A 12,166-nucleotide genomic window follows, 5' to 3' on the forward strand; every position below is an offset into this window, starting at 1 on the left:
GTATTTTCTCCTATAATATTTCGCATCTTTATTCTTTTGATCAATTGACGCTGTCGTTATGACCCAACCCGCACCTACAACGTCTTTATCGCGCTTGCTGCATTTTGTCAGTCGTCAGCCTTTGTCTGTTGCGCGGATTTTTGCCAAATCATTGGCTTTTTTGGTCAATCGTCTACGTTTAAGTAAAACCTCACAAACCATTGAACTGAATTTAGAAATTGCACTTCCTGAGTTAGACGCTCAGCAACGTAAACTCATTACCCAACAAGCGATTCGTAACGAACTCACCTCTTATTTTGAGTTTTTTCATATTTGGGGCTCAAGCAATCAAAAGAATATTCAAAGAATTCATCAAGTACACGGTTTAGATTTATTACAAGAAGCACTTGCCCAACAAAAAGGCGTGGTGTTGATTGTGCCGCATTTTGGCACTTGGGAAATTATGAATGCATGGATTGCACAATTTACCCCAATGACCATTATGTATAAGCCAGTGAAAAATCCTGCTGCAGATGACTTTGTTCGTCAGGCACGTAGCCGTGAACAGGCGAATTTAGTTCCAACTGATGAGTCTGGCGTGCGTCAGATTTTTAAAGCCCTGAAACAAGGCGGTACTACGGTGATTCTGCCTGATCATACTCCCAATGTGGGCGGTGAAATGATTCCATTTTTTGGCATCCCTTTGGAATCGAGCAATTTAAGTGCCAAACTAATTCAAAAAACTAAAGCCAGCGCCCTACTTTTATATGCATTGAGAAATGAAAATCAGGGTTTTGATATTCATATCGAAGCGATTGACGAACAAATTTATGAAAGTAATGCCAATGCTGGTACAGCAATTATTCACCGTGAAATTGAAGACCTAATTCGTCGTTATCCTGCGCATTATCATTGGAGTTATAAACGATACAAAGCCCATCCAGATTTACGCGGGGTTTATCACAAGCCTACGCATGAAGCCTTGGCTGATGTTCAAGCTGTGCGCATGCAAGCTCAGAATCAAGTTAACGCTGCAGCCACAACTTCTGTTGCCGATACGGCTGTATAAGCATGCGTTGTGGCGCATCTAAATAAAAACGTAAACTTCCATGCTGAGCCGTATACATGAATGGAATATTCAGATCGACCAAACGTTGCTCAACGATAGGGCTAGGATGCCCATAACGATTGTCAAAACCTGCCGATGCCACAGCCAGTTTAGGCCGAAAATGTGCTAAAAAATCATAAGCAGAGCTGTGTTTACTGCCATGATGCCCCAAAATTAAAACATCCACGTTTAAATCAGGATAATCCTGTAAAATTTGATATTCAGTTGCCCAGCCTGTATCGGCCATCAGCAAAAAGTCCTGATAAGGTTGTGCATTTGGCACATGAATATGTAGCACACAAGCGTATTCATTCTGCTGCTGTGCGGCATACTGTAACTGACTTGGTTTTGGAGAGAGTACCTGTATGCGTACTTGATATGGTAAATTCCATTGTTGCCCTTGGTAACAAAATTCAAACTGGGTATTTTCAGTCACATTCACCGCTTGATTGGCACTAACCTTATGGATATTGATTTCATTTTTCAAATAAGCAAAAGCACCGCTATGATCTTGGTCTAAATGCGTGAGCATTACATGATCTAGCGTACTGATGCCCTGCACAGATAAAAATGGACGTATAATCTGCTGCCCGACACTAAACTTGCTTTCGTCATAATATCCGCCCACATCAATCATCATACTGTACGAACCAGAACGCAGAAATACGGCTTGCCCTTGCCCGACATCCAACACAACCAACTCAAACTTTTGTCGTTGCGGGTCAATTAAAATGAGGGGTACAAAGCATAAGGCAGCCCAAGTCTTAGGCAAAACTGATTGTGGTAAAAACAGCAACAACAACCCTATACATAAACAAATATAAACTGCAGCCGACATTTCGATGCTAGATAGCTGTGGTACAAATAAAGCGTCTATACCTCGAAATATCAGTAACAACAAAGCCAGTAAATTATCATTCAGTTGAAACAATACTGCTGACAATGGCTCAAATAGAAAAAAGCTAAGACCTGCCAAAATATCTAAGGGTACAATCACTAACCCAATGAAAGGAATGGCCACGATATTGCTTAAAGGAGCAATCCAAGAGACTTGCTTAAAAAACACAATCACCAGTGGTAACAAGGCAATGAATATTTTCCATTGCGATTCAACTAAAATTTTAAAGCCCTGCCAGAATTGTTGCCAGCGACTGAAATAAATACGTTTGGGTTGATGATGCAGGCTCTGATAAATTCGCAGCAAAATAAAACATGCACCATAAGATAGCCAAAATGCTGCTGACAATACGCTCAAAGGATCTAAATAGAGCAACAAAGCAGCGCTGTAAATCAGTAAGGCAAAACTGCTTATTTTTTGCTTCAGCAGCAACATTATTGTGACGACACTGCACATCAACAAAGTTCTGAGTGCTGGAATTTCGAAACCGACAAATGCCGTGTATAACCCTACACAGCTTAAAAATGGTAACAACAATAGGTATTGTCTGGGCATCCACAAATAGTAATGCGGGCGATAACACCTAATTAACCTGAGTTCGATATAAAAAAAGAGTAGAAAAAAAGCCCTGTTTTTGTAACATATTGGTTCTCAAGACAAAATGTTATAAAACAAGGCTTCTCAATGGATCATATTACCGAATTATTTTGTATTTTGGATGATTTCTGCAAAAAATTTAATGAATCTTTAGAGAAAGCTTTAATTTCTAATCAAAAAACCAGGTTGAAAAAGTCAGCTTTAAGCTTGTCTGAAGCAATGACCATTGTCATTTTATTTCATCAATCCGGTTTTAGATTCTTCAAATATTTTTATTGCCAAATGATCGTTCCATTCTGGAAATCTGCTTTTCCTAAACTGCTTAGCTACAACCGATTTATTGAAATCATGCCCCGTTGTTTGCAAGCTCTGAGTAGTTTCTTCCATCAGGTGAAAGGAAAAGATACGGGAATCAGTATCATTGACTCCACTAAATTGGTAGTTTGCCATAATCTTCGGATTAAAAGGCATCGTGTATTTAAAGGCTTGGCCGGTCGTGGAAAAAGTAGTACGGGTTGGTTTTATGGTTTTAAATTACATCTCGTTATCAATAATTTAGGTGAAATTATTAATCTCAAGCTGACATCGGGAAATGTTCATGATGTTGCTATATTAGAATCTTTAACTCAAGAATTAAAAGGGATCCTACTGGGAGACAAAGGCTATTTGAGCAAAGCAAAAGCCGAAGCTTTAGCAGCAAGAGGACTGAAAATATTGACCCCATCACGTCGGAATATGAAAAATAAACCCATCCAAACTGAAGAAGAAAAACAATTACTTTGCAGAAGAGGATTGATCGAAACAGTGAATGATCAATTAAAAAATTTACATCAACTTGAACATTCACGTCATCGTTCGGTAAATAACTTCATGGTGAATATCATGGCTGCTGTAGTGGCTTATTGTTTGAACCCCAATAAGCCAACTTTCCAAAATATGCTAAAAGGTTAAGTGGATTTCATCGAACTCAGGTTAATTAAGCGATCCAAACACCAACACAGCATTGCTGCAAAAATCAGCACATGTGGCCCCGAAATTGCCAGCAAATGACTAATCCCAAAGCGTTGAAATTGATCTTCAATTTCACTAGATAACAGACTTTTATCGCCCGTGAGTAACGCTAAAAGCAGACCTTTATGTTGCAAAGACTGCTGTTGAATAAACGCTCGAATTTGATAACGCTGTTGCTCTACCCATAACCGAAATTTTGCCCTAAGCGTGTGTTGTGCACGCCAATGCTTGCTCAAACCCATGCTATAAATATGTTGGGCAGAAATAGGCTGGACATGAGTTACCCAGAAATTGCCCATGATATTTTGCTGCAAATACCATTGCTCTACATCAAATACACCTGCAGTCGCATAGCTATGCGCAGGGTAAACCGTACCACTGAGCTTATAATACTGACCTAATTCTAAGTCGGGTAATACAGAGTTTTGAGCTAAAGCAAGCCATGTGACAGTTTGTGTATGTCGATTCAACACCTCAATAGGTTGTGAAACATTGTTGTCTTTTAACTGATTTAATTGCCGTACATAGACGATGACCTCTGCTGTGTCACGTTGCAGTTCACGCCACTGCATTCTGCATTCGCTGCTGTAACTGTGAATCTGCGTAAAACCAGCCTAAAATAAAACACAATAGACTGGCCAAAACCCCATTCAATAATTTCCAATACACAGAAGGCAAACGCTGCTGCACATAAACTTGCAGCCCAATACACAATATAAAAATGAATACCAGCACGCGTGGTAATGCGTTTAGAGTATCAAAAGGAAAAAATGAAACGCGTATTCCAACACAGGCAATTCCCATTACCCAAGCTAGCCCAATGAATTGCAACATGAAAATTCAGTTTATTATTTTTATTGGCAAGCATCATAAAGCCCGCCGAAGCGGGCTTCAATAAAAGAGTCTTATTCCACTAATGCAGCTTAGCTCGACTATCCACAATGGCCTACATTAAGGTCAATAATGACGTGGTCAAATTTAAGAATTTTTAACCATCTACCCAAACACCATCTTGCATGTGCAAAATGGTATCGGCAGATTTCGCCAACTCTTCATCATGGGTCACAATCAACATCGCCATGTTCATTTCACTACGCAATTCGCGCAGAAGTTCAAACACTTTGACTGCAGTTTTACGGTCTAAATTACCTGTGGGTTCATCGGCAAGCATCAGTGCAGGTTTGGTGACCAAAGCACGTGCTAAGGCAACACGCTGACGTTCCCCACCCGACAATTCGCCAGGTTTATGGGTTAAACGATGTGATAAACCGACACGTTCTAGCAAGTATTCTGCCTGTGCTTTCACTTCTTTAAATTGCGTACCTGCACGTAACATCAGCGGCATTGCAACATTTTCTAACGCAGTAAACTCAGGCAACAAATGGTGAAACTGATAAACAAAGCCTAAATACTGATTACGCAGATAACCACGCTCTGCTTCGCCTAAATTATCAAAACGCTGCCCGTTCAAAAATACTTCACCGGTACTTGGTCGATCTAAACCACCTAACACATGCAGCAAAGTACTTTTCCCTGAACCACTTGCACCGACAATCGACACAAACTGCCCTTGCTGTACCTGCAAATCTAATCCACGAATCACTTCTACAGTAGTTTTGCCATCGGTAAAGTGCTTAGAAACTTGTTTCGCTTCAAGAACAATTTTACTCATAACGCAATGCCTCTGCAGGTTGAATTTTTGCTGCACGTAACGCAGGGTAAATGGTTGCCAAGAAACTTAAAATTAACGACAGACTCACAATCACCACCACATCTTGCCATCTTAAATATGAAGGTAAGTAGTTGATAAAGTAAGCATCAAACAAGTTAAGCCCAAATAGATTATTCAGCCATGCAATAAAGCCACTAATACTTGAAGCAAAAATAATACCCAAAATTGCCCCTGACACGGTGCCAATCACCCCAATGACAGTCCCTTGCACCATAAAGATTTTAGTAATGGTACTTGGCGATGCCCCCAAGGTTCTTAAAATTGCAATATCCGACTTTTTATCAGTCACGACCATGACCAATGAAGACACAATATTAAAAGCAGCCACCAAAACAATCAGGAATAACAACAGGCTGACCATCGCCTTTTCCATTTGAATGGCACTGAATAAATTACCGTGGGTATAGGTCCAATCCGAAGCATAGAAGTTCGCTGGCAAATCTTGCACAATGTCTTGTGACACTTGTGGCGCGGCAAAAATATCATCCAGTTTTAAACGCACACCTTGTGCACCATCAGGCAAACGCAACAGAGTAGATGCATCATTCAAGGCAATATAGCCCATCATTGAATCAACTTCTGCACCAATACTAAAAATACCTACCACTTTGAAGCGCTTAAAACGTGGTACTACACCTGCTGGTGAGGGTGTCGCTTCAGGCAAAACCAGTGTGATATTGTCATTTAAACCTAAGCCCAAGGCATCGGTCATTTGTTTGCCTAAGACAATACCAAACTCACCTTTTTTAAGATTATCGATACTGCCTGCAACCATATGGTTTTGAATAATCGAAACTTTCTTTTCGTATTCGGGTTCAATCCCCGTCACCATAATGCCCGAAACCTGACCTTGCGCAGTTAACATGCCTTGTAATTGGGTAAATGGAGCAGCCCCAACTACATGCTTATGCTGCTCAACTTTCGTTGCAAGTTCTGGCCAATTTGTTAAAATTTGTGTTGATGAAACAGTGGCTTGAGGTATCATTCCCAAGACACGATTTTTTAACTCGCGATCAAAACCATTCATCACCGAAAGTACGGTAATGAGGACGGCAACACCCAAAGTTAGACCGATCATTGAAACTAAGGCAATAAAAGAAATAAAGTGGTTACTGCGCCGTGCGCGCGTATATCTCAACCCTATATATAGCGAGATTGGTTTAAACATACCATCTAGTCCGAGGTAATACATTATGGAAAATTTACAGCATCAAAGTGTCCCGTCCGAACGTCGTGTAATGTCACGAATTGATGCTGCCTTAAGAATCAATTATCAGATCATTTCAGACGATGTTGCCTTAAATGACCCTTACGATCCTAATTTTGTTTTACCGCGTTATTTTCTACTACTCGCAGAATTAGATCAATTTGATCATGCCCTAAACTACGAATTAGAACAATTAACTGAAAAAGATCAACAAATTGCTCGAATCTTATCCTTATTCAACCAAAAATTAAACCTTATTACGGGGTCTTTGTACGATGCAATTGTACAAAGCATGTTACCTGTGCCTGAACAGGTCAATTTTTCAGAAAGTGGTTTGAGCTTTTATAGTGACCGTGAATTAAATTCGGGCAGTTATATTCATGTCACGCTCAGCCATCCTGAAAATTTCTTTCATATCGCGGCAACTGCCCAAGTGGTGTATAGCCGTGAGGAAGAAAATGGCCAATATCGCACAGGTGCGTATTTTATTACCTTACACCCTCAAGACCGCGTCAAACTTACCGAAGCTGTCGCAATAAAACAAGGTAAAGATATCTGAGTAAAGCCTAACAAAATACAATTAAAAAGAAAGTGACTTTCAAATTCTATGTAGCTTTAAGCCTTGTTTAAGATGGTGATGATGATTTTATTTTTTGTGCCAAGCTGCGGCTGGTTTTTAAATCACGATAAAAATACAGGAATAAGCCTAACAACAATACCGATGCCCCCACAAAAACCATCATGGACAATGCTTCCTGATTAAACAATGCGCCAATCAATAAAGCCAGCATGGGCGTCATCACCGTTGTTAGCGATAAAGTGGTGGCCTGAATATTTTGCACCAACTTAAAATAACAGAACATGGCGATGAGTGAAGCCATGATCACGGTATAGAGCAAAGCGGCCATAGATTTCAAACTTGGCCAAGCTGTCGGAACATCTTGCCAAATAAAAGGCACAATACATAGGGCTGCAATAGTAGACACTAAAATTGAGCCTGTGGCTTGTGCAACAGGTTCAATCTTTGCATTGACCTTTTTAACCCAGAAAATGGACATCGCATAAGTCAGTACACTCAACAGCATTAAAGCAATCCCGACAGGGTGCACATGCTGCGTTTCTCCACCAAAACAAATAATGCCCAATCCAGTAATAGACACTAGCATACCCAACCACTGCAAACGTGCCAAATGCTGCTGAAATACAAAGCGACCAATCAAGCCTGCCATAATTGGCGCAAGTCCAAACATTAAAGCAATAATGCCCGAGCTTAAATAAGCTGTGGCAATGTAGGTAAAAATTTGCGAGCCAATTAAACTAAACGAGCCAGCTAAATAGCTGTGCCATGCCTGTGCATGACATGGAAAATGTACTTTGAATAGCAACAATAAAGTCACCGCCATGGGCAATGCTAGAAAGAACCGTAGCACCAATGCCCACAGCACGGGTAAATCCGACACACTCCACACAATCGCCAAAGGTGTCGTTGCCCAAATGAAAACCAATCCTGCATAGGTCATCATAATATTGGTTTTAGATGGCATATCGGGCTCGTATTAAGCAGTTTTACGTTTTTGCTTTTGAATGGTTTGGTCTAAGCTACTGGAAAACTCACGTTTATCTCGTTCTGAAATGGGTGCAGGTCCACCTGTTTGTACCCCCGCACCACGTAAGGTATCCATAAAATCACGCAAATGCAGCCGTGCTTTCACATTGGCTACCGTATACACTTCACCGCGTGGATGAATCGCAATTCCACCCTTCTCAATCACCTGAGCTGCAAGTGGAATATCCTGAGTGATCACAATGTCATGCGCTTTCATGCGGTCTACAATTTCCTGATCAGCTGCATCTGCACCATGCATGACCTGAATGGAATTGATGCGTACCGAAGGCGTGATGCCCACAGATTGATTGGCAACAAAGGTAACTTCTAGCTGATAACGATCTGAAGCACGTAGAATCACTTCTCTCAGAATTTTAGGCAATGCATCCGCATCGACCCAAAGTTTAAATGGCAGCACAGTACAACCCATCACAATAATATTGAACTAGTGTATCAAACTCACTGCAATACAGCCTGTTTTAAAATTTCAAATTATGCAGATGAAAGCATCCTGCCGACTATTTTTCATTACGATCTCAAATCGCTTTAGCTGATGTTGAATATATCGATGATCTCCTACATTTCTGTGAAATTTCAGCCAAAGACTTGAAAAATCAAAATAACCCTCGATCTAATAGTAAAGAACAGAACCCAACATCTAAAAGTGCTTATGAACAATCAAAATAGACCAGAAATCATCCGCATTGAAGATCAAAACTTCGGTAGCCATGTAGAACATTGGAATTTACTGACGGATGAACCCTGCACTGAAGTTCCAAAATGGTTAGGGCTGGCTCTAGATGCTCCAATTATGCCAATGGGTTTATGTCGCCAAGAATCAGAAATGGATCCTGCAACTTGGCTCATTCAAGGGCCAAGCAAACAAGCGGTACAGTTGGCGCAAGTAATTGCTGTTGAAAATAATAAACCACAAGCTGTTAAAATAGCTTTTCCGTGTTTTGAAAGTCCATACAAAGTCGAAGCCAAAATTGAACGTATAATTTGCTGTAAATCGAATACCCAAGCGGTGCTTAGACTCAATTTAGGCAATAACAGTATTGTATATGCCTTTGATAGTCTCTATAGCGTAAACCACCAGCAATACCAAAAAGACCAAAGCTATTGGGTACATTTAAATGCATGGGCATACGAACTGGAAACCGTGGCCGAAGGTGAACAATTAGTAGTAGATGATCCTGCTTCAATCAAACACCACCGTGCCTTAAATGATATTTTGGCTGCCAATGATGGCGTTGCACCACCAAATTTGCAGGAACAAATTGATGCATGGCAGCCCAAATCTGAAGATGATCAGGCACCTGTCACCGTCGATTTTTCTAAAATGGTGGCATATTTATATGGTGAAAATATTGGTCAGGAAGATGAAGCATGGTTTCAGGGCAACGTGGTTGGCAAAACCAGTTTTGAATTCATGAATCAAAACTATACTGTTTATGATGTCACCCTGATTCATGATGAAAATCAGCCTGCTATTTTGATTCGTATTGCGACTAAAAACCCTGCCCATCAAAATTTTGAAATTGGACAATACATTCGTGGCAACATTTGGATTCAAGCCTACATTCACAATAAAAAACAGTAAGTTATTTATTTAACCTTTCTAATCGCCCATCGATACAATGTATCTAAAAGATGGGCGATTTTTTATTTTATTTAGGGTTAAATCGTTGCCTTTATAAAAGAATTGTGGATAAACTGCCGATTATTTAATCGTTTTAAATTCAAAATAGGCACATTCATCCACAGTTTTAAATTTATTATAAATTCAAAAATCAACTCAATTTAATATATAAGTTGTGGATAAATTATTTAAAATAGAATTACATCAAATAATCGCAAAGCCTTAAACAGCAAGGATTTTGAAAATTCACTATAATTATTTCAATATCGATACTTAAATCTGCTTAAAATAAAATTAGTACTTTATTTAATCAATTTTTTATGCTAAAAATATGGCTTACTACATATTTAACGATAAATAGATCATCGGAAAATAATATCTATGAAAATCGTGCAAGAAGAAAACTTACAGCATGTTGAACATCAGTTAGAGCAACGCTACCAACTCGATGCAATGTCTTGCCTATTTTTTGCATTAGGCATGCTGCTCTCTGCTTATGCTTTACACTATTTTGTTTTCTAATATCTAATGTTCCGAGTTGAATTCTCTAATCTGAAACCAAATACCACCATCATTCCATAAAAAACCCAGCTTTTTCGCTGGGTTTTTGCTTTCGCTACGTGATTAACCGTGACGTTTTGCAAAGTCATCCATAAAGTTCACGAGAGCTTGAACACCTTCTAATGGCACAGCATTATAAATACTTGCACGCATACCACCCACAGAACGGTGACCTGCCAAATTCAGCAAACGATTGTCTTCAGCTTCTTGCAAGAATGCTTTTTCAAGTGCTGCATCCGCTAACGTAAATGGCACATTCATGATTGAGCGGTTTGCTGTGTAAATTGGATTTGCATAGAAGTCACTTGAATCGATATAGCCATACAACAATTTAGCTTTTTCCAAATTGGCTTGATGAATTTTATCCACACCACCATTTTGCAATAACCACTCAAACACCAAACCAGATAAATACCATGCATAAGTTGCAGGGGTATTCACCATCGAATCATTTTTTGCTTGCGCTGAATATTTCAAAATGCTTGGAATTTCAGGCTTGGCTTGATCAAGCAAGTCTTCACGTACAATAACAATGGTTAGGCCCGCAGGGCCAATATTTTTTTGCGCACCGGCATAAATCAAACCAAATTTAGATACATCTAAAGGTGCAGATAAAATGCTTGATGAGAAATCGCATACCAATGGCTTATCTGTTTCAGGAATATTGGCAAACTGTAAACCACCAATGGTTTCGTTATCGGCATAATGCACATAAGCAGCATCGGCAGATAAATTCCATTGGCTTTGTTCGCTAATGGCATGTTTGCCTTCAATTTGAATACCCGCTTCTACGACATTGATATCGCCATAGCGCTGTGCTTCTTTTAATGCTTTTTCAGACCAAATTCCTGTATGAATATAATCTGCTTTGTTGTTTTTACCCAACAAATTCAACGGAATTGCAGAAAACTGCAACGATGCACCACCCTGTAAGAACAATACTTTGTAGTTCTCAGGAATATTCATTAAAGTGCGTAAATCTGCTTCAGCCTTTTCTGCAACAGCCACATAGTCTTTGCTACGATGGCTCATTTCCATAATGGAAAGTCCCTTGCCATGCCAATCCAGCATTTCAGCTTGGGCTTTTTCTAAAACGGCTGTAGGTAATGCAGCAGGACCAGCACAGAAATTGTACGCGCGCATGATTTTTCCTTATCTATGTGAAACACAATAAAATGATGGCATTTAACCACATCTTGCCCTGACTTGCATAAAATTATTTCAATATCAAATGCCAGATGCAGTCATAAAATCAATCTTTCACAATATTTATTTGTAGCATTCTCAATTCATCATAAAATTTCAGGATAGATCAGTTTACTCACCAAACACCTGAATATTTAAATTCCGAATTTTAGGTTGCTGCGTTGTAGTTGCTGAATTTGCTACAGCATCAAAACTTACATCGTATTGCACCAAGTTTTTAGGATAAGCAATTTCATAACTGATTTTATATTGCTTGCCCTGATTGGCTTGTTGCTCAATTTTCTTAGTCATCAACGTGCGAGAACGCTCTGCATCTTTAGGAATAGACTTGGAAAACTTTTTCATGACCCGTTGATTGTCCTGAAAATACTGCTGCAACTCAGGCTCGAGCTGTGTCAAAAACTGCTCATATTCACCATCACGTAATTGATCATAAGCAGCAAAGGCAACCTGTTGTTGTGCCGCCGTTGGTTCAGGCACCTGATCTTGTGATTGCTTACAGCCAACTAAACTCAGTATCGTTGCAGCAAAGATCAAAGCTACTTTTTTCTTCATCGTTGTTTCCATTTTGGCTCTATAAGAATAAGGACGCCGTAGCGCCCTTATTTCTATCATTTTT

General features: G+C 39.6%; 14 protein-coding genes. 5 read left to right on the top strand and 9 right to left on the bottom strand.

All coding sequences use genetic code 11. The features are described 5' to 3' along the window. Positions 1–58 precede the first annotated feature (58 nt). The gene (locus ACNS8M_RS09560; RefSeq protein ID WP_419224791.1) at positions 59–1,048 is read left to right on the top strand and encodes a lysophospholipid acyltransferase family protein; all 990 of its coding nucleotides are present in this window, start codon (positions 59–61) and stop codon (positions 1,046–1,048) included. Here ACNS8M_RS09560 and ACNS8M_RS09565 read toward each other — a convergent pair. Next, positions 1,005–2,546 (bottom strand): DNA internalization-related competence protein ComEC/Rec2, encoded by a 1,542-nt coding sequence (locus tag ACNS8M_RS09565; protein WP_419224792.1) that lies wholly within the window; start codon positions 2,544–2,546, stop codon positions 1,005–1,007. The genes ACNS8M_RS09560 and ACNS8M_RS09565 overlap by 44 nt on opposite strands. 123 nt (positions 2,547–2,669) lie before the next feature. On the opposite strand from ACNS8M_RS09565, the gene ACNS8M_RS09570 reads away from it, so the two are divergent. After that, entirely contained in the window at positions 2,670–3,533 is an 864-nt protein-coding gene (locus ACNS8M_RS09570; protein WP_004679438.1) for an IS982 family transposase, read from the top strand. Here ACNS8M_RS09570 and ACNS8M_RS09575 read toward each other — a convergent pair. From ACNS8M_RS09575 to ACNS8M_RS09590, 4 genes are all read right to left on the bottom strand, one after another. After that, entirely contained in the window at positions 3,530–4,165 is a 636-nt protein-coding gene (locus ACNS8M_RS09575; RefSeq protein ID WP_419224793.1) for a ComEC/Rec2 family competence protein, read from the bottom strand. The two genes, ACNS8M_RS09570 and ACNS8M_RS09575, sit on opposite strands and share 4 nt — an antisense overlap. Further along, the gene (locus tag ACNS8M_RS09580) at positions 4,152–4,427 is read right to left on the bottom strand and encodes a hypothetical protein (RefSeq protein ID WP_216076196.1); all 276 of its coding nucleotides are present in this window, start codon (positions 4,425–4,427) and stop codon (positions 4,152–4,154) included. The genes ACNS8M_RS09575 and ACNS8M_RS09580 overlap by 14 nt, the downstream gene beginning before the upstream one ends. A 154-nt stretch (positions 4,428–4,581) precedes the next feature. Further along, positions 4,582–5,265 carry a lipoprotein-releasing ABC transporter ATP-binding protein LolD gene (gene lolD, locus ACNS8M_RS09585; RefSeq protein ID WP_168541745.1) on the bottom strand — a complete coding sequence of 228 codons (684 nt, stop codon included), beginning with the start codon at positions 5,263–5,265 and terminating at the stop codon, positions 4,582–4,584. After that, on the bottom strand, positions 5,258–6,493 hold the full coding sequence (locus ACNS8M_RS09590; protein WP_168417760.1) for a lipoprotein-releasing ABC transporter permease subunit: 1,236 nt from the start codon (positions 6,491–6,493) through the stop codon (positions 5,258–5,260). Before ACNS8M_RS09590 ends, lolD begins: the two co-directional genes overlap by 8 nt. A gap of 25 nt (positions 6,494–6,518) precedes the next feature. Here ACNS8M_RS09590 and ACNS8M_RS09595 point away from each other — a divergent pair, with 25 nt between their 5' ends. Further along, on the top strand, positions 6,519–7,091 hold the full coding sequence (locus tag ACNS8M_RS09595) for a PilZ domain-containing protein (RefSeq protein WP_168460165.1): 573 nt from the start codon (positions 6,519–6,521) through the stop codon (positions 7,089–7,091). A gap of 67 nt (positions 7,092–7,158) precedes the next feature. On the opposite strand, the gene ACNS8M_RS09600 is transcribed toward ACNS8M_RS09595, so the two are convergent. Both ACNS8M_RS09600 and ACNS8M_RS09605 read right to left on the bottom strand, forming a co-directional pair. After that, positions 7,159–8,076 (bottom strand): DMT family transporter, encoded by a 918-nt coding sequence (locus ACNS8M_RS09600; protein ID WP_168460166.1) that lies wholly within the window; start codon positions 8,074–8,076, stop codon positions 7,159–7,161. 12 nt (positions 8,077–8,088) lie between these two features. Next, entirely contained in the window at positions 8,089–8,568 is a 480-nt protein-coding gene (locus ACNS8M_RS09605; RefSeq protein WP_168417757.1) for a YaiI/YqxD family protein, read from the bottom strand. A 240-nt stretch (positions 8,569–8,808) separates the two neighbouring features. Here ACNS8M_RS09605 and ACNS8M_RS09610 point away from each other — a divergent pair, with 240 nt between their 5' ends. Both ACNS8M_RS09610 and ACNS8M_RS09615 read left to right on the top strand, forming a co-directional pair. Continuing rightward, positions 8,809–9,741 (top strand): hypothetical protein, encoded by a 933-nt coding sequence (locus tag ACNS8M_RS09610; protein WP_168417756.1) that lies wholly within the window; start codon positions 8,809–8,811, stop codon positions 9,739–9,741. A gap of 420 nt (positions 9,742–10,161) precedes the next feature. After that, a complete protein-coding gene (locus tag ACNS8M_RS09615; RefSeq protein WP_168417755.1) occupies positions 10,162–10,302 on the top strand; it encodes a hypothetical protein in 141 nt (46 codons plus the stop codon). 102 nt (positions 10,303–10,404) lie between these two features. Here ACNS8M_RS09615 and serC read toward each other — a convergent pair whose 3' ends face one another. Both serC and ACNS8M_RS09625 read right to left on the bottom strand, forming a co-directional pair. After that, the gene (serC, locus tag ACNS8M_RS09620) at positions 10,405–11,484 is read right to left on the bottom strand and encodes a 3-phosphoserine/phosphohydroxythreonine transaminase (protein WP_168417754.1); all 1,080 of its coding nucleotides are present in this window, start codon (positions 11,482–11,484) and stop codon (positions 10,405–10,407) included. Between the two features lie 174 nt (positions 11,485–11,658). Next, complete coding sequence (locus tag ACNS8M_RS09625; RefSeq protein WP_419224794.1) at positions 11,659–12,102, bottom strand: DUF3887 domain-containing protein; 444 nt, start codon at positions 12,100–12,102, stop codon at positions 11,659–11,661. Positions 12,103–12,166 lie beyond the last annotated feature (64 nt).

Origin of the sequence: Acinetobacter sp. A2 (genome assembly GCF_048537555.1) — a bacterium.
Lineage (GTDB): Bacteria > Pseudomonadota > Gammaproteobacteria > Pseudomonadales > Moraxellaceae > Acinetobacter.

What these genes read in the sequence shown, in the direction of transcription:
- ACNS8M_RS09560 (WP_419224791.1), top strand. Translation starts at nt 59, where the DNA reads ATGACCCAACCCGCACCTACAACGTCTTTATCGCGCTTGCTGCATTTT.
- ACNS8M_RS09570 (WP_004679438.1), top strand. Translation starts at nt 2,670, where the DNA reads ATGGATCATATTACCGAATTATTTTGTATTTTGGATGATTTCTGCAAA.
- ACNS8M_RS09575 (WP_419224793.1), bottom strand. Translation starts at nt 4,165, where the DNA reads ATGCAGTGGCGTGAACTGCAACGTGACACAGCAGAGGTCATCGTCTAT.
- ACNS8M_RS09580 (WP_216076196.1), bottom strand. Translation starts at nt 4,427, where the DNA reads ATGTTGCAATTCATTGGGCTAGCTTGGGTAATGGGAATTGCCTGTGTT.
- lolD (WP_168541745.1), bottom strand. Translation starts at nt 5,265, where the DNA reads ATGAGTAAAATTGTTCTTGAAGCGAAACAAGTTTCTAAGCACTTTACC.
- ACNS8M_RS09590 (WP_168417760.1), bottom strand. Translation starts at nt 6,493, where the DNA reads ATGTTTAAACCAATCTCGCTATATATAGGGTTGAGATATACGCGCGCA.
- ACNS8M_RS09595 (WP_168460165.1), top strand. Translation starts at nt 6,519, where the DNA reads ATGGAAAATTTACAGCATCAAAGTGTCCCGTCCGAACGTCGTGTAATG.
- ACNS8M_RS09600 (WP_168460166.1), bottom strand. Translation starts at nt 8,076, where the DNA reads ATGCCATCTAAAACCAATATTATGATGACCTATGCAGGATTGGTTTTC.
- ACNS8M_RS09605 (WP_168417757.1), bottom strand. Translation starts at nt 8,568, where the DNA reads ATGGGTTGTACTGTGCTGCCATTTAAACTTTGGGTCGATGCGGATGCA.
- ACNS8M_RS09610 (WP_168417756.1), top strand. Translation starts at nt 8,809, where the DNA reads ATGAACAATCAAAATAGACCAGAAATCATCCGCATTGAAGATCAAAAC.
- ACNS8M_RS09615 (WP_168417755.1), top strand. Translation starts at nt 10,162, where the DNA reads ATGAAAATCGTGCAAGAAGAAAACTTACAGCATGTTGAACATCAGTTA.
- serC (WP_168417754.1), bottom strand. Translation starts at nt 11,484, where the DNA reads ATGCGCGCGTACAATTTCTGTGCTGGTCCTGCTGCATTACCTACAGCC.
- ACNS8M_RS09625 (WP_419224794.1), bottom strand. Translation starts at nt 12,102, where the DNA reads ATGAAGAAAAAAGTAGCTTTGATCTTTGCTGCAACGATACTGAGTTTA.